The organism is Alcaligenes sp. Me129 (genome assembly GCF_050487245.1).
GTDB lineage: Bacteria > Pseudomonadota > Gammaproteobacteria > Burkholderiales > Burkholderiaceae_B > Alcaligenes > Alcaligenes phenolicus.
Genome location: NZ_JBKQGX010000001.1, coordinates 309986 through 324931, shown reverse-complemented (window position 1 = coordinate 324931; position 14946 = coordinate 309986). Strand labels below are relative to the sequence as shown.

Annotated in this window: 17 protein-coding genes; 13 read left to right on the top strand and 4 right to left on the bottom strand. The window is 57.2% G+C overall.

Going from position 1 to position 14946, the window contains the following annotated elements; genetic code table 11:
* The first annotated feature begins 11 nt into the window (after positions 1–11).
* The 6 genes from lptB to ACLPGZ_RS01480 all read left to right on the top strand — a co-directional run bounded on the left by lptB (position 12) and on the right by ACLPGZ_RS01480 (position 4931).
* Positions 12–803 (top strand): LPS export ABC transporter ATP-binding protein, encoded by a 792-nt coding sequence (gene lptB, locus ACLPGZ_RS01505; RefSeq protein WP_088451994.1) that lies wholly within the window; start codon positions 12–14, stop codon positions 801–803.
* Positions 804–992: 189 nt separating this feature from the next.
* Positions 993–1319, top strand: a complete 327-nt coding sequence (gene hpf / locus ACLPGZ_RS01500; RefSeq protein WP_009458652.1) for a ribosome hibernation-promoting factor, HPF/YfiA family — start codon at positions 993–995, stop codon at positions 1317–1319.
* A gap of 154 nt (positions 1320–1473) precedes the next feature.
* Positions 1474–1974 (top strand): PTS sugar transporter subunit IIA, encoded by a 501-nt coding sequence (locus tag ACLPGZ_RS01495; RefSeq protein ID WP_051316301.1) that lies wholly within the window; start codon positions 1474–1476, stop codon positions 1972–1974.
* Positions 1946–2872, top strand: a complete 927-nt coding sequence (gene hprK, locus ACLPGZ_RS01490; protein ID WP_009458650.1) for an HPr(Ser) kinase/phosphatase — start codon at positions 1946–1948, stop codon at positions 2870–2872. Before ACLPGZ_RS01495 ends, hprK begins: the two co-directional genes overlap by 29 nt.
* Before the next feature lie 98 nt (positions 2873–2970).
* Positions 2971–3846, top strand: coding sequence for an RNase adapter RapZ (gene rapZ / locus ACLPGZ_RS01485; RefSeq protein WP_009458649.1), 876 nt, complete (start codon positions 2971–2973; stop codon positions 3844–3846).
* Positions 3843–4931, top strand: a complete 1089-nt coding sequence (locus ACLPGZ_RS01480; RefSeq protein ID WP_035270291.1) for a septal ring lytic transglycosylase RlpA family protein — start codon at positions 3843–3845, stop codon at positions 4929–4931. The genes rapZ and ACLPGZ_RS01480 overlap by 4 nt, the downstream gene beginning before the upstream one ends.
* A gap of 11 nt (positions 4932–4942) precedes the next feature.
* Here ACLPGZ_RS01480 and rsmI read toward each other — a convergent pair whose 3' ends face one another.
* Positions 4943–5881: a 16S rRNA (cytidine(1402)-2'-O)-methyltransferase gene (rsmI, locus tag ACLPGZ_RS01475; RefSeq protein WP_035270288.1), complete on the bottom strand. Its 939-nt coding sequence runs from the start codon at positions 5879–5881 to the stop codon at positions 4943–4945.
* 34 nt (positions 5882–5915) lie between these two features.
* On the opposite strand from rsmI, the gene ACLPGZ_RS01470 reads away from it, so the two are divergent.
* From ACLPGZ_RS01470 to ACLPGZ_RS01445, 6 genes are all read left to right on the top strand, one after another.
* Positions 5916–6374, top strand: a complete 459-nt coding sequence (locus tag ACLPGZ_RS01470) for a YraN family protein (protein WP_239054709.1) — start codon at positions 5916–5918, stop codon at positions 6372–6374.
* Positions 6375–6560: 186 nt separating this feature from the next.
* Positions 6561–7154 carry a phosphoheptose isomerase gene (locus ACLPGZ_RS01465; RefSeq protein WP_009458645.1) on the top strand — a complete coding sequence of 198 codons (594 nt, stop codon included), beginning with the start codon at positions 6561–6563 and terminating at the stop codon, positions 7152–7154.
* Positions 7151–7840 (top strand): BON domain-containing protein, encoded by a 690-nt coding sequence (locus ACLPGZ_RS01460; protein ID WP_239054710.1) that lies wholly within the window; start codon positions 7151–7153, stop codon positions 7838–7840. Before ACLPGZ_RS01465 ends, ACLPGZ_RS01460 begins: the two co-directional genes overlap by 4 nt.
* Positions 7837–8337 (top strand): peroxiredoxin family protein, encoded by a 501-nt coding sequence (locus tag ACLPGZ_RS01455; RefSeq protein ID WP_021447175.1) that lies wholly within the window; start codon positions 7837–7839, stop codon positions 8335–8337. The genes ACLPGZ_RS01460 and ACLPGZ_RS01455 overlap by 4 nt, the downstream gene beginning before the upstream one ends.
* Positions 8338–8413: 76 nt before the next feature.
* Positions 8414–9310 (top strand): acetylglutamate kinase, encoded by an 897-nt coding sequence (gene argB / locus ACLPGZ_RS01450; protein WP_009458643.1) that lies wholly within the window; start codon positions 8414–8416, stop codon positions 9308–9310.
* 3 nt (positions 9311–9313) lie between these two features.
* A complete protein-coding gene (locus ACLPGZ_RS01445; protein ID WP_088451986.1) occupies positions 9314–10039 on the top strand; it encodes a pyrimidine 5'-nucleotidase in 726 nt (241 codons plus the stop codon).
* Positions 10040–10045: 6 nt separating this feature from the next.
* Here ACLPGZ_RS01445 and ACLPGZ_RS01440 read toward each other — a convergent pair whose 3' ends face one another.
* A complete protein-coding gene (locus ACLPGZ_RS01440) occupies positions 10046–11500 on the bottom strand; it encodes an aldehyde dehydrogenase family protein (protein WP_239054711.1) in 1455 nt (484 codons plus the stop codon).
* Positions 11501–11695: 195 nt separating this feature from the next.
* Here ACLPGZ_RS01440 and ACLPGZ_RS01435 point away from each other — a divergent pair, with 195 nt between their 5' ends.
* Positions 11696–12625, top strand: a complete 930-nt coding sequence (locus tag ACLPGZ_RS01435) for an AraC family transcriptional regulator (RefSeq protein ID WP_239054712.1) — start codon at positions 11696–11698, stop codon at positions 12623–12625.
* Between the two features lie 19 nt (positions 12626–12644).
* On the opposite strand, the gene ACLPGZ_RS01430 is transcribed toward ACLPGZ_RS01435, so the two are convergent.
* Both ACLPGZ_RS01430 and ACLPGZ_RS01425 read right to left on the bottom strand, forming a co-directional pair.
* Positions 12645–13415: a HesA/MoeB/ThiF family protein gene (locus ACLPGZ_RS01430; RefSeq protein WP_035270273.1), complete on the bottom strand. Its 771-nt coding sequence runs from the start codon at positions 13413–13415 to the stop codon at positions 12645–12647.
* Between the two features lie 15 nt (positions 13416–13430).
* The gene (locus ACLPGZ_RS01425) at positions 13431–14942 is read right to left on the bottom strand and encodes a S41 family peptidase (protein WP_429640950.1); all 1512 of its coding nucleotides are present in this window, start codon (positions 14940–14942) and stop codon (positions 13431–13433) included.
* Between the last annotated feature and the right edge of the window lie 4 nt (positions 14943–14946).

The following is a 14946-nucleotide window of genomic DNA, read 5'->3' as shown; positions in this document are numbered from 1 at the left end:
CCCCTTGAATCATGGTTGCTTCTAACAACCCGTCTACCCCTACTCGCGCCAGCCACTCGACCAAAGGCAGTCTGATTGCCCAGGGACTGCGCAAGACCTACGGCAAACGTACGGTCGTGCAGGATGTTTCTTTGAATGTGGAAAGCGGCGAAGTGGTGGGCCTGCTAGGCCCGAACGGGGCTGGTAAAACCACCAGCTTCTATATGATTGTGGGCATTGTGCCCGCCGATGCAGGCCGTATTGAAATTGATGGCACGCCCATTACCGCCATGCCCATGCACAAGCGGGCACGGCTGGGCCTGTCCTATCTGCCCCAGGATGCTTCCGTCTTTCGCCGCCTGACGGTTGAAGAAAACATCCGCGCTGTGCTGGAGCTGCAACTGGACGATAACGGCCGCAGCATCAGCAGGAACGACATCAACGAGCGCCTGGAAACCTTGATCAGCGAGCTGCAAATTGCGCACATTCGTCAAAATACCGCCCTATCCCTGTCTGGTGGCGAGCGCCGCCGCGTAGAAATTGCCCGAGCGCTCGCCAGCAACCCCCGTTTCATTCTGCTGGACGAACCCTTTGCCGGGGTGGACCCGATCGCCGTGATTGAAATCCAGCGCATTGTGCAATTTCTGAAAGGCCGCAATATTGGCGTGCTGATTACCGATCACAACGTGCGTGAAACCCTGGGCATCTGTGACCGCGCCTACATCATCAGCGAAGGCACGGTACTGACCAGCGGGCACCCGTCCGAGATCATCGATAACGAAGCCGTGCGCAAGGTTTACCTGGGCTCGAACTTCCGAATGTAAGCCGACTTGTGGCCCTGTAACGGGGCCTGTCGGAGCAAGGGTTTTCCTGCACACCGCAGATTGATCCAGGTCATGTTATCTGACCAACATATAGGTATACTGGAATATCCAAGATCAGTAGTAAGGAGGCTAAACACGAAGATATTCCCCCCTCTGAAACATGTTGTTTGACTACTACGGAGAGCCTATATGAGCCTTAACATCACTGGCCGTAATCTTGACATAACTCCTGCCATTCGCGACTACGTCAAAAGCAAAATTGGTCGAATTGAAAAGCACTTCGACAACGTGGTTGACTCGCAGGTTATGCTTTCCATTGAACGCCTGAAGCACAATGCCGAAGTGACCGTCCGTGTCCCCGGCAAAGATATACACTGCGCCTCTTCAGACGAAAACTTGTATGCCGCCATCGATCTGCTAGCCGACAAGATCGACCGCCAGATTCTGAAATACAAGGAAAAGGCAAACAGCCATGCGCATGAGCCCGCCAAGCGGCTCGAAGTTCCGGCAGCCTGATCACGCCGAACTGTTACAGCAGGCATAGCCGCCTGCCGACAAACCCCGTTCTTTCAGAAGTTCGGGGTTTTGTGTTTCTTGGCACAGTGTCCGCCTGTTGTTAGCCATCCAAAAAATGTTTAGCTAAAAAACATTCCCCCCTATAATGGCCGTCATGAATCTCTTGTCGCGTATTTTGCCTTTGTCCAACGTGGTTCTGGATCTTGCTGTTACCAGCAAGAAGCGCGCTTTTGAACAAGCCGGACTGATTTTCGAGAACCATCACGGCATTGCCCGGACAGCCGTTTTCCATAGCCTGATCGCTCGCGAGCGTCTGGGCTCCACTGCCCTTGGCCACGACGTAGCCGTCCCGCATGGCCGCATCAAGGACTTGAAGGAGCCTTGTGCCGTTTTCATGCGCTTGGCCGAACCGGTGCGTTTTGATGCCAGCGACGGTCGTACCGCCAGCTTGCTGTTCTTTTTGCTGGTTCCCGAAACGGCTACTCAAATTCACCTGGACCTGTTGGCCGAGATCGCCCGTTTGATGGCCGATCAGGACATCCGCCAGGCGCTGGCCCAGGAAACGGACCCTGTTCAAATCCACCAACTCCTGACCCAGACCCCTGATCTCAACGCGGAACACCCCGATGCTGACAGTTCAAGAACTGGTCAATGATAATCATGACAAGCTCGAGGTAAGCTGGGCAGCCGGAAAACAAGCTGCCCAACGCCCCATCCCCGATCTTGGCGCCTCTGCCGCGGATTTGGTCGGCCACCTGAACCTGATCCACCCTGGCCGCATTCAGGTTTTCGGTCCTGAAGAACTCTCTTTTTACAACCGCTTTGACGTCAAACGTCGCCTGCATCATCTGGATGATCTCAGGCAAGGCGGTGTTCCTGCCCTGTTCATTGCCAACGACGCCGTTGCGCCCGACGATCTGATCCAGTTTTGCGAAACCCAAGGGGTGCCGCTGCTCTACACCCCTATCGATGCGGCCCAACTGATCGATTTGCTGCGCATCTACCTGGGCAAACGTCTGGCCCCCAAAACCACCATGCATGGCGTGTTCATGGATGTGCTGGGTCTGGGCGTGCTAATTACCGGCGAATCCGGTCTGGGTAAAAGTGAACTGGCACTGGAGCTGATCTCCCGTGGGCACGGGCTGGTTGCAGACGATGCGGTTGAGCTGTCCCGCACGGCTCCCAACATGATTGACGGCCAATGCCCGCCCCTGCTGCAGAACCTGCTGGAAGTACGCGGGCTGGGACTACTGGACATTCGCACCATTTTCGGCGAAACCTCCGTTCGTCGTAGAATGAAGCTTAAACTAATTGTGCACCTGGTTCGCTCCAACCCCGACAGCTTCGAGCGGCTGCCTACACAGGACCAGACCCAGGAAGTGCTGGGGGTGGACATCAAACGCGTGATGCTTCAAGTGGCCGCAGGCCGGAACTTGGCCGTGCTGGTGGAAGCCGCCGTGCGCAACACCATTCTGGCCTTCCGCGGCATTGATACCATGGGCGACTTCATCGAGCGCCAAGCATTGGCTATCATGAATAGTCGCGACGACTAGGCGCTCAAAGGCTGGTTAGCACTTAACGGCCTTGACGGCTTTGTCCTGTTTCACCTAAACGCTGCCCGCCGGGCGGCGACTCGGAGCCCTTTGCCACGATGCTGAAAGTTGTATTGATTACCGGCATATCCGGTTCGGGAAAATCAGTTGCCTTGCGCTTGCTGGAGGATACCGGCTACCTGTGCATCGACAACCTGCCACCCCGATTTCTGGCCGAATTTGTCGAGCGCTCTGCCGAACAAGGGCTGGAGCGGCTGGCCGTTGCCATTGACGTGCGCGGCGCCGGTGATCTGGACATCCTTCCCGGTGTCATCAGCAAACTGAATGAAGAAGGCTACTCCCTGCGCGTCCTGTTCCTGAACGCCAGCGATCACACGCTGATGCAGCGTTACTCGGAGTCACGCCGTCGTCATCCGTTGACAGACCGCTTGCGTCAGGATGGCCGCTCGCCTTCCCTGGAAGAATGTATTGCCGTTGAGCGTGAAATGACGGCCCCCTTGCGCGAGCTGGGCCACATTATCGACACTACCGACCTGACCCCTGGCCAATTGCGTGCCTGGATTCGGGATCTGGTGCAAGCCGACCGCGCCAGCGTGGTGCTGACTTTCGAATCCTTTGCCTACAAGCGTGGCGTGCCCGGCGATGCAGATCTGGTGTTCGACGTTCGCTGCCTGCCCAACCCTCACTACGATCCGGAGCTGCGCCCCATGACAGGCCGCGACGAACCAGTAGCCAAATGGCTGGCCCAGTTCGGTTCCGTCGAGACCATGGTGGATGACATCGCCGGCTTTGTACGTCGCTGGTTGCCTTTGTATATGCAGGACACCCGCAACTACCTGACAGTCGCCATTGGTTGCACCGGCGGTCAGCACCGTTCTGTGTACGTTACCGAACAACTGGCGCTGCGTTTTGCTGATTACGCCCCCTTGCTGGTGCGCCATCGCAATCAACCGCCCATTAATCCCGTCCCATGAGCCCAACTGTACGCAAACTAGGCGCCATCCTGAGCATCCTGGCCTTATTGGCTGGATGCGCTTCCAGCCCCAAACGCGCCAAGCCCAAAGCCAAATCAGGGGCCACCGTTTCAGCTCCCCGAGGCGGAGGCTACTACAAGGACGATGGCCCCGACGCCCGCATCCCCGCCAATCTTCAAGCCACCCCCGACGCAGTTCCCCGAATAGAACCCATCGCCCGCAGCAATACCCGCCCTTATACCGTGCTCGGCAAAAGCTTTGTTCCACACACTTCACACAAAGCCTTTACCCAGACCGGCACCGCCTCCTGGTATGGACGCAAGTTTCACGGCAAGAAAACAGCCAATGGCGAAACCTACGATATGTACGCCATGACGGCGGCGCATCCTACCTTGCCCATTCCCAGCTATGCCCGCGTGACCCGGCCCAAAACAGGCAAATCCGTCATTGTGCGTATTAACGACCGCGGGCCATTTCATAGCTCACGCATCATCGACTTGTCCTACGTTGCCGCCGCCAAGCTGGACTTGATTGCGCCCGGCAGCGGCACCGTGGTGGTTGAATCCATCACACAGGAAGAAATACGCAGTGGCAGTTTTGGCCGGGGTGACATTGAACTTGCCGAGGCTCCGGCTCCCAAGCCGGCTCCCGCCGCTCCGGCCCCCAAATCCAGCCTGGTGATTACCGAAAAGCTGGAGCCCACGCCGGACGCCTTGGCCGCCTTGTCTGAGCAAGACATAGAGGTGGAGCTGGACGATTCGCCTAGCTGGAGCAGCGACGCCAGCGATCAGCAGTTGATTGTGCAGTCCTCACCCGCTGCCACCAGCAAGCCGCAGGCCCCGTCCGGCCAAAGCCGGGTCTACCTGCAATTTGGCGCTTTTTCTGCCCGTGAAAATGCGGCTGCCCTGGCACAGCAGTTGAATCGCCAGATTGCGCAGATAGAGTATCGCGATGCCCAAGTACAGATGCACAACGATCTGTATCGGGTACAAATTGGCCCGTATCAGAATCGGACCGAAGCAATTAACGCGGCTTACCGTATCCAGCAGCAAACTGGCTTGAGCCCTTCGGTTGCCGTTCGCTAAACCCAGGCGCCCTAGTCCTTGGGCGAGTTCGCCAGACCCCAGGCATACAGAACATCACGAGGAATTCCGGTCGCCTGGCTGGCAATCCGGGCTGCATCACGCAGCGAGACCTGCTCCAGCAAGGCTTTCATCCAGCGCTCTGTAGTGGCATCCAGCGCAGGCGCATCTTCGTCCACTTCGCGCACAGCGTCATGCAGAATCAGGACAAATTCACCCTGCTCGCGGTGGCTGTCTTCATCCAGCCAGCCCAAGGCCTGCCCCAAAGGCACGGTATGAATTTGCTCAAAACGCTTGCTGAGTTCACGTGCAAAAGTCAGTTCGCGCTCCGGGCCACACACCTCTTCCATATCGCGCAAGGCCGCACGCAAACGGTGAGGAGACTCAAACATCAATACCGGCATACCCAGGCTGGACCAATGCTGCAGCCACTTACGGCGCGCCACAGTTTTGGGCGGCATGAAACCGGCAAAAGCAAAAGCGGGGTTCTCGTCACTGGTTGCACCACTACCCATCAGAGCGGTAATGACTGCCGAGGCACCGGGCAAAGGAATCACCTGAAAGCCCGCCTCCCGCACTGAACGTACGACACGAGCACCGGGGTCACTGACAGCAGGCGCACCCGCATCCGATACCAAGGCCACTCGCTGTCCCTGCTCCAGACGCTCGATAATTGCCTGAGCGGCTTGGGCCTCGTTATGGCGATGCGCCGCCATCAAAGGCGTTTGTATGCCCCAAGCCTGCAGAAAAGGGCGGGTTGCCCGCGTATCCTCTGCCGCAATAATGTCGCACAGTTCCAGCGCCTGCCAGCCGCGCAGGCTAAGGTCTCCCATATTGCCAATGGGCGTGGCCACCACATACAGGCAAGACTGTGGCCAGACCTGGCCTTGCACCTTGTCCATCATGCTTTGCCAGACGCCGGCATTCCCTGTTCGGTTTTCGGTATCGCTCATGCTTGATCCTGCTTATTGATCATCGTGTATCCCTATGAATCCCTTTGAATACGCTCGCCAGGCTCAAAACCGGCAACTGCGGCGCAAACAGCGTAGTCGTCCTGCAGCCAGAAAGGACAGGCCACGGCGCTCTCCCAGCCAGCAATGCGGCGACCAGGCTGAACAGCGCGCCTGCGATCATGTCACCGCGCAGGGTGCCCATATTCTGGCCCGTCAACTGGGTGCTCGCTTTGGGGAGATTGACCTGGTTCTGTGGCATCAAGATCATCTTGTCTTTCTGGAAGTGCGCCAGCGCAATCACAAGGGCTACGGCGGGGCGCTTGCCAGTGTAAACCGGGACAAGCAACGGCGCTTGATCCTGACAGCCCAACAATGGCTGCCGACGCTATGCCAGCGCTATTTCCAGGGCAGGCTGCCCGCCTGCCGATTTGACGTTATCGCCATTGAAGACGACACCCTGGTCTGGATCCAGAACGCCTTCGAGCAGCGCTGAAAAATAAAAAGCAGCAAAGCTACCCTGGGAATTTTCAGACAAGAACGCTGTCCTATACAAAAATCTCAACCGCCGCGCCGTATTTCGGCCCTGTTACAGCATCTGGTTTCAATACCGTGGCGTTTTTTTCAACATGACACGATCTGCCTGCCCCACGGGGAAATTCTCCGTGCGATAATGCGCGCTATGGACCTTATCGCCTTAATGACTTCGCATTTCGACGATTCCGTCGATACTCTCAAAGCCAGCACACGCGAACTGGCCGAACCTTTGGCCGCCGCTGTCGAGCTGTTGTTTGCCACCCTGGCCAACGACGGCAAGATTCTGGCCTGCGGAAACGGCGGATCAGCAGCCGACGCCCAGCACTTTATTGCTGAGCTGGTGGGCCGCTTTGAGCGCGACCGTTTGCCCTTGGCTGGCATTGCCTTGAATACCGACACCTCCATCATGACGGCGGTGGGTAATGACTATGGCTTTGACAGCATCTTTGAACGCCAGGTCAGTGCCTTGGGCCAGACTGGCGATATTCTGGTGGCCATCTCCACCAGCGGCAATTCGCCAAACGTAATCCGCGCCATCGAAGCGGCTCGCGAGCGCGATATGGTCATCATTGCCCTGACTGGCAAGGGCGGCGGACAAATTGCCGATCTGCTCTCGGATACCGACATCCATCTGTGCGTCCCGCACGATCGAACCATGCGTATTCAGGAAGTACACATTGTTCTGTTGCACGCCATGTGCGATGGCATTGATGCGCTGCTGCTCGGAGATCCACTATGAAACACCGTTTGATTCTGGCCGCCCTGCTGGCCAGCACTACGCTGACCGGTTGCGGTCTGCTGGTAGTTGGCGGCGCTGCTGCCACAACCGCCGTTGTCGCTACCGACCGCCGCACTACGGGCGAGCAGGTCGAGGACAAAACCATTGTCATGAAAGCCGGTGCGGAAACACGCCGCCTGCTGGAAAACAAGGAAGGCCGCATCAATACCACGTCTTACGCCGGGGTTGCCCTGCTGACGGGTGATGTGCCTACCCAGGCCGACAAGGAGGAAGCTGCTCGCCTGGTTTCCAAGGTTGATAAGGTAACTCGCGTGGTCAACGAACTGCGTGTGGGTGAACCTACCCCCTTGGGCGTACGCTCGAACGACTCCTGGATCACCACCCGCGTCAGCACCGCCTTGCTGAACGCCAAAGACGTTCCCAGCCGCACGATCTCCACCACCACCGAGCGTGGCGTGGTCTACCTACTGGGCCGCGTCACTCACGAAGAAGGTGAACGCGCCGCGATTGCTGCCTCCAGCGTCCCTGGCGTGAATAAGGTAGCCAAGCTCTTTGAATACGTCAGCGCCGAAAGCCTGGCACAGCCTTTGAGCACCAATAATCAGCCAAGCAATAGTTCTGGCACAGCGGCCCCTGCAGCTGAGCCTGCGCCCGCCTCCTCTGTAGAAGTTATGCCCGTCCAATGAAAAAAGTAGTCATCATTGCCCTTGCTGTTGCCATTGCCGTGGGTCTGGGCGTCTGGACCATGTCCGGCAGCACCAAGGCCAGCGCCCCGGATGTCGCCTTTACTGATCTGAATGGCAAGCACTTTGAAACCAAAGACTTGCAAGGCAAGGTCGTCCTGGTGAAGTTCTGGGCCACGGACTGCACCACTTGCGTGGCGCAAATGCCTGACAACATTGAGAACTTCAATGCCATGTCCGGCAAAGGGTTCGATATTGTTGCCGTGGCCATGAAGCACGACCCCATCAACTACGTGCGCAACTTTACCCAATCCCGCCAACTGCCGTTCACGGTTGTCCATGACGACAAGGGCGAAATCGCCAAGGCTTTTGGGGACGTCCGTTTGACGCCCACTGCCTTTTTACTCGACAAACAGGGCCACATCATCAAGCGCTACCTGGGTAACTACGACAAGCAGGAATTCATTGCCACCGTCGAAAAAGCCCTGGCCAGCAGCTAAAAGCCTGTTTCTGCCCCCAGCCACATAACCCCGGGTACCAGCAGTGGACCCGGGTTTTCTTCAAGTGAGCGCATCAATGAGCACCACAGATTCGCAGAATTACTCCTCGACCGTCAAAGCAGAAGTTTTGTCCGAGGCCCTGCCCTATATTCGTCGTTTCCACGGCAAGACCGTCGTCATCAAATACGGTGGCAACGCCATGACTGAAGAAGCGTTGCAGCGCAGCTTTGCCCATGACGTCGTCTTGCTCAAGCTGGTTGGCCTGAACCCCGTTGTGGTGCACGGTGGCGGCCCCCAGATCAATGACGCGCTCAAGCGAGTGGGCAAAGAAGGCACCTTTATTCAGGGCATGCGTGTCACCGATGCAGAAACCATGGAAGTAGTGGAGTGGGTGCTGGGCGGGCAGGTGCAGCAAGACATCGTGATGATGATTAATGAAGCCGGTGGCAAGGCCGTGGGCCTGACCGGTAAAGACGGTGGCATGATTCGCGTTACCAAGAAAATGCTGCCGGATGCCGAGCATCCTGGCGAGCTGCTGGATATTGGTTTTGTGGGTGATATTGAAAGCATCCAGCCTGAAGTGGTCAAAGCCCTGCAGGACGATCAGTTCATCCCCGTGATCTCCTCAATTGGATACGGTGAGGACGGTCAGGCCTACAACATCAATGCCGACGTCGTTGCCGGCAAGATGGCCGAAGTGCTTAGCGCTGAAAAACTGGTCATGCTGACCAACACTCCCGGTGTGCTGGACAAGGCAGGTCAACTGTTGCGTCGCCTGTCAGCTCAGACCATCGACGAACTGTTCGCTGATGGCACCATCTCCGGCGGTATGCTGCCCAAGATCTCTTCGGCCCTGGATGCAGCGCGCAATGGCGTCAACTCCGTACATGTCATTGATGGCCGTGTCCCTCACTGCCTGTTGCTGGAAATCCTGACTGACCGTGGTGTGGGCACCATGATCAGCTCGCACTAATCCGTGCGCGCTCCTATCCGTGCCCATGCCTGGGCACGGCCTTTGTCAGCCTGTCAGCCAGATGAAACCATCTGGCTGTTTGATCTGGATAACACCCTGCACAATGCCTCCAAAGGCATTTTCCAGGCGATTGATGGGCGCATGCGCATCGGCGTGGCGCAAACGCTAGGCGTGGATATGGACGAGGCCGACCGGCTGCGTCTGGAATACTGGAAGCGTTATGGCGCCACCATGATCGGCCTGCAACGCCACCATGGAGCAGACCCGGCGACATTCCTGAGACACGCTCACGACTTTGACGTGCCTTCCCTGATCAGCGCCGAACCAGGCCTGGCCTACCAATTGCGCCGTCTGCCTGGCTACAAACTGCTGCTGACCAATGCACCGCTGGAGTACGCACAGCGCGTCTTGAAAGCCCTGAGTCTGCTGCCTGTCTTTGACGGGCTATGGGCCATCGAGCATATGCAGCTGCAAGGCCGTTATCGCCCCAAGCCCTCTCAGGCATTGATGAAGCAGGCTCTGGCCGTGCTGAAATCCCAGGCCCGCGACATTGTTCTGGTCGAAGACACCCTGCGCAATTTGAAAAGTGCCCGCCAGTTAGGGATGCAAACCATCCATATCTATAACGCAGGCACTCCATTTAGCGCTCTGTATCATGGACGCAGCCCGTATGTTGACCATCGCATCAACCGCATCGCACAACTGGTCAAGAACTGGCCACGTCCCTAGGCCTGCTTAGAACGCCAGCTGGCGCTCCCCTTGCTGAATGGTGACCCACTTCAATTCGGTCATGTCCGCAATCGAGTAGCGGCCATTTTCCTTGCCGTAGCCACTGTCCTTGAAGCCACCGAAAGGCGCATTCGGATCATCATCAAAGGAGTTGTCGTTGATGTGGACCGAACCTGCCTCGATACGCTCGGCAAAATCCATGGCCTTTTGCAGATCGTTGGTCAGAATGGCAGAGGATAAGCCGTAGGAAGTATCATTAGCCATTTCCAGGGCGTGCTCGTAGTCGCGCGCCTTGTAGATGGCAGCCACAGGACCAAAAGTCTCTTCGTGGTACAGATGCATGTCCGGGGTCACATCGCACAAGGCCGTAGGCTGGATCACATTGCCTTCGCGGCCGCCACCTGCCAGCAAGGTGGCCCCCTTGGAGACGGCGTCCTGAATGTGGGCCTGCACAAAATCAGCCTGTTCGGAATTGATCAGCGGACCAACCGCGGTTTGTGGCAAAGCAGGATCACCAGTAGGAATACGAGCCACCTGCTTGGCAAAGGCTTCGCAGAACGCATCGTAAATGCCCTGCTCCACAATGATGCGCGAGTTGGCCATGCACACCTGACCCTGATTGAAATAGATGCCGAAAGCGGCGGAGCGCACAGCGTAATCCAGCGTGGCATCATCCAGCACCACGACCGGGCTTTTACCACCCAACTCCAGCACAATGCGCTTTTGATGGCGACCAGCCAGATCCGCCAGGATACGACCCACTCGAGCCGAGCCCGTGAAAGTCACCAGTTTGACGCGCGGATCAGAGAACAAGGTATCGCCCAGAGCTTCGTCGGTGGTCAGCAAAACGGTCAACACACCGGGAGGCAGACCGGCTTCTTCCAGAATCTCGGCAAACATCAAGGCAGCCATAGGCGTATGCGGCGAAGGCTTCAGGATGAAGCTGTTACCCGCCGCCAGTGCCGGGGCCAGCTTCTTGCCATTGAGCAGCAAAGGTGCATTGAAAGGGCCGATCCCAGCCACCACGCCCAAAGGACGACGAATGCTCATGGAAATACGCCCTGGCAGGTCCGACGGCATGGTTTCACCCCGAATATCGCGGGTCTGACCGGCGGCAATACGGAAGGTGCTGACGATGTAATCGCACTCGAACATGGCCTTGCCAAAGACGTTACCGCCCTCTTCAACCAGCACACGCACGATGTCGTCGCGACGGCGTTCCACAATGTCGGCCGCACGGCACAAAATCGCTTCACGTTCACGGGCCAGCATCTTGCCCCAGATGCGCTGTGCACGTTCTGCACTGGCCAACGCCTCTTCAATGTCCTGCTTGGTCGCCAGAAAAACGCGAGCCAGCGGTTTGCCCGTATAGGGATTGACCAAGTCCTTATGCAACTGACCTTCTGATTTCCAGGCCTGTCCGTTGATGTAGGGGTAGACCTGCTTTAGCTGCTCTGTCATGACTGCTCCTTTCCTGTGTTGTCTCCAGGTGCGCTTTGGGCACCCTTCATGGTTAAACCCGATAGCCACCGAGGTGCGCCATAGCTCACCATGCAGTACTGTCTTAGATACTATTCTTGAGCCGAATGCCTCTCTGTGTCGTGGACTGGGGCGCAGCCCAATCTGGACAATGGCGCAGAAGACGGAAAAAAACGCATGAGCACGAACTACCACTGGGATACGCAGGCTTTGCCACCCGGACAAGGCGCCAAGCTCTGGACTCAAGCCATTTCACTGTCCTTTCAGCATGTGCAAACGCAGTGCTACGGACAAAACTTTCATGGCACCTTGCGCTCGCAACGTCTGGGGGAGGTAGCGATCAACCGGCTGACCGCTCAGCCCTATCGGGTCAGCACAAGCAGGCCGCAAACGGATCAGCCCTGGTTGTTCTTGAATGTGCATCAACAAGGCCACTGCCGCCTGATTCAGAACGGGCGTGAGCAATGGCTCCCCGCCGGGAGCCTGAGCCTGAATATAGGCACTAGCCCCTTCACACTGGATTTTGTGGACGAGGTCATTATGACCACGCTGCGCTTGCCGCTGGAGGGGCTGTTGCCCTATACCGGCCCTTTGAATGACGTGGTCGCCCAGCCCCTGGCGCAAGGCGCCAGCCTGCACTTGCTGGAACACTATCTGCAAGGCTTGCTGCTGTCTGCCGATGACTTGCGGGCGAATCAGCACGATCAGGCCTGGCGTTGTCTGCGCGACCTGCTGGCCATGAGCATTAACGAGCGGCGCTCTGCCCCGCCTGCTCCAAGCGCGGCTCGGTACGAAGATGCACTGGGCTATCTGTCTGATCGACTAGGTGATCCCGCCTTGAATATTGCGGCCCTGTCCAAGCACCTGGGTATGGCACCGCGTACCGTTCAGGAACTGTTCAAAGCACAGGGAAGTACTTTTACAGCCCAGTTAATGCAGCTGCGGCTTGATGCAGCGGCACAGCTGCTGCGCCAGACACCGTCCAACACGGTGGCGCAAATAGCCTATTCAGTGGGATTTTCGGATCTATCCTACTTTCACCGCCAATTTAGACGGCGCTTTGGCATCACGCCAGGCCATTTTCATGCTCATGGCCTGAAGTCGTGAAGCAGAGATCAGAAACAGATCAAGCGTGATCGGCATGTTCAGCCGCTGAACCGCATACCGGGCAAGCCGGATCTTTGCGGAAACGTACGGTATGCCAATTCATATTGAAGGCATCCACACTTAGCAAACGGCCCACCAAAGGCTCTCCGAAGCCGCCTAACAGCTTCAAGGCTTCGACCGCCTGCGCACTGCCCACCATACCCAACAAAGGCGACAGAACGCCTGTGGTAGCGCAACGCAGTTCCTCGACGTCGTCCGCTTCAGGGAACAGACAGTGGTAGCAAGGAGCTTCGGGCTGACGCAAGTCGTAAGTACTGACCTGACCCGAAAAGCGAATCGCTGCACCTGACACCAAAGGTTTACGTAATGCCACGCAGGCACGGTTGATCGCATGGCGGGTTGCGAAGTTGTCGCAGCAATCCAGCACCAGATCCACTTGCTGAACCCAATGCATCAAGCCCGCTTCGTCCAGACGCTGAACGACGGGTGTCACCTTCACTTCGGGATTGAGCTGCTCGATATGCAGCTTGGCAGATTCAACCTTGTCCCAGCCCAGACGATCGGTGGTGTGAGCAATCTGACGCTGCAGATTGCTCAATTCCACCTGGTCATCATCCACCAGAATGATGGAGCCCACACCCGAGGCCGCCAGATAAGCCACCACGGGGGAACCCAGTCCCCCGGCTCCAACGACCAGGATGCGAGAAGCCAGAATTCGCTCCTGCGCTTCTACCCCGAATTCATCGAGCAGAATATGCCGCGCATAGCGCAGTAATTGCTGATCTTCCACGTCAGGAACCTGTGTTTACGGCTTTACCGGTTCGAGCCCCTTGGGGGTGATTCGGAACCGCTCAACGCTGGGTTGCTGACTCAGGGGACTTTTTTTTTCCGGCGACTCGGACTCCACTTCCTTTTCGCGCTTGGCAGCCGTTTCCTTGGCGGCAGCTACTTTGGCTGGATCATTCTTGATCACAGGACGGCCAGCCAGATGGTTCAGCGCTTGCTGCAACTGGAAGTCGTCGTCACCACCGAATTCAAACATCTTGAATTCCGGGCTCATACCCAGATCAGGCTGTTCTTCTTCGGTAGTTTCATCCACCTTGCTGTTGACCAGGTGACGCTTCAAGTCCACTTCACGCGGCAGGCGGAACAGATTGCCCTGGGCGGTGTCATCCACGACCACGTCCGGCTGGACACCCGTTACCTGAATAGAAGTACCGTTAGGTGTGTAGTACAAGGCAGTCGTCAGTTTCAGGCCCGATTCCTCGGACAGAGGGACCACACTTTGCACCGAGCCCTTGCCGAAGGTGCGGTTACCGATAATGGTGGCGCGTTTGTGGTCTTGCAAAGCACCGGCCACAATTTCCGACGCCGAGGCCGAACCCACATTTACCAGCACCACGATAGGCACGTTCTTGAGCCAATCCAGTTTCTTCAGAACATCCGCGTCCGTATCCAGCTCGCCCAGAACGGACTGCATGGATTTGACGTAGTACTCGCGGTTGGAGGAAGGAATACGGCCCTTGGTGGAAACCACCAGATCACCCGAATCCAGGAAGGCGGAAGTCACGCCGATAGCGCTTTCCAGCAAGCCACCAGGGTCGTTACGCAGGTCAATCACCAAGCCTTTTGGTGCGCCTGGGCCTTTATGAACTTCGGACAACTGCTTGACCAGATCAGCAGCGGTACGTTCCTGGAACTGGGCAATGCGTACATAAGCCACATCGTCAGCCAGCATCTTGGAGCGCACACTGCGCACCTTGATGACATCACGCACCAGGTTGAACTCCAGCGGCTTGTCACGTCCAGCACGACGGATAGTCAGCTTGATGGAGGTTTTGGGCTCGCCACGCATTTGCTTGACGGCATCATTCAGGCTCAAATCCTTGGTGGGTTTGCCATTGATGTGCGTGATGATGTCGCCCGCCAGAATACCGGCGCGCGCCGCAGGTGTATCCTCGATAGGCGAGATAACTTTAGGCATCCCGTCTTCGCTACCAATCTCTATGCCCAGACCGCCGAACCCGCCTTGGGTCATGGCTTCCATTTCCTTGAAAGCGTCGGCATCCAGATAGGCTGAGTGCGGATCCAGATCGGTAAACAAACCCTTGATCGCGTTATTGACCAGGGCCTGATCCGTCAGGGGCTCCACATACGTGTTCTTGATGGCAGCGAACACATTGGCGAACTGCTGCAGTTCGCGCAAAGGCAATGGCTCGCCGCGTTGAGCGACCGCAGTAATGCCCAGGCTGATCAAGATACCGCCCACAGCACCTGCTGCCACTAGACCAATGCTGCCAATCCTTCGAGTGCTCATGCAC

Bases quoted from the DNA above. Each gene is read 5' to 3' on its own strand.
- lptB (WP_088451994.1), top strand. From the start codon at position 12: ATGGTTGCTTCTAACAACCCGTCTACCCCTACTCGCGCCAGCCACTCG.
- hpf (WP_009458652.1), top strand. From the start codon at position 993: ATGAGCCTTAACATCACTGGCCGTAATCTTGACATAACTCCTGCCATT.
- ACLPGZ_RS01495 (WP_051316301.1), top strand. From the start codon at position 1,474: ATGAATCTCTTGTCGCGTATTTTGCCTTTGTCCAACGTGGTTCTGGAT.
- hprK (WP_009458650.1), top strand. From the start codon at position 1,946: ATGCTGACAGTTCAAGAACTGGTCAATGATAATCATGACAAGCTCGAG.
- rapZ (WP_009458649.1), top strand. From the start codon at position 2,971: ATGCTGAAAGTTGTATTGATTACCGGCATATCCGGTTCGGGAAAATCA.
- ACLPGZ_RS01480 (WP_035270291.1), top strand. From the start codon at position 3,843: ATGAGCCCAACTGTACGCAAACTAGGCGCCATCCTGAGCATCCTGGCC.
- rsmI (WP_035270288.1), bottom strand. From the start codon at position 5,881: ATGAGCGATACCGAAAACCGAACAGGGAATGCCGGCGTCTGGCAAAGC.
- ACLPGZ_RS01470 (WP_239054709.1), top strand. From the start codon at position 5,916: ATGAATCCCTTTGAATACGCTCGCCAGGCTCAAAACCGGCAACTGCGG.
- ACLPGZ_RS01465 (WP_009458645.1), top strand. From the start codon at position 6,561: ATGGACCTTATCGCCTTAATGACTTCGCATTTCGACGATTCCGTCGAT.
- ACLPGZ_RS01460 (WP_239054710.1), top strand. From the start codon at position 7,151: ATGAAACACCGTTTGATTCTGGCCGCCCTGCTGGCCAGCACTACGCTG.
- ACLPGZ_RS01455 (WP_021447175.1), top strand. From the start codon at position 7,837: ATGAAAAAAGTAGTCATCATTGCCCTTGCTGTTGCCATTGCCGTGGGT.
- argB (WP_009458643.1), top strand. From the start codon at position 8,414: ATGAGCACCACAGATTCGCAGAATTACTCCTCGACCGTCAAAGCAGAA.
- ACLPGZ_RS01440 (WP_239054711.1), bottom strand. From the start codon at position 11,500: ATGACAGAGCAGCTAAAGCAGGTCTACCCCTACATCAACGGACAGGCC.
- ACLPGZ_RS01435 (WP_239054712.1), top strand. From the start codon at position 11,696: ATGAGCACGAACTACCACTGGGATACGCAGGCTTTGCCACCCGGACAA.
- ACLPGZ_RS01425 (WP_429640950.1), bottom strand. From the start codon at position 14,942: ATGAGCACTCGAAGGATTGGCAGCATTGGTCTAGTGGCAGCAGGTGCT.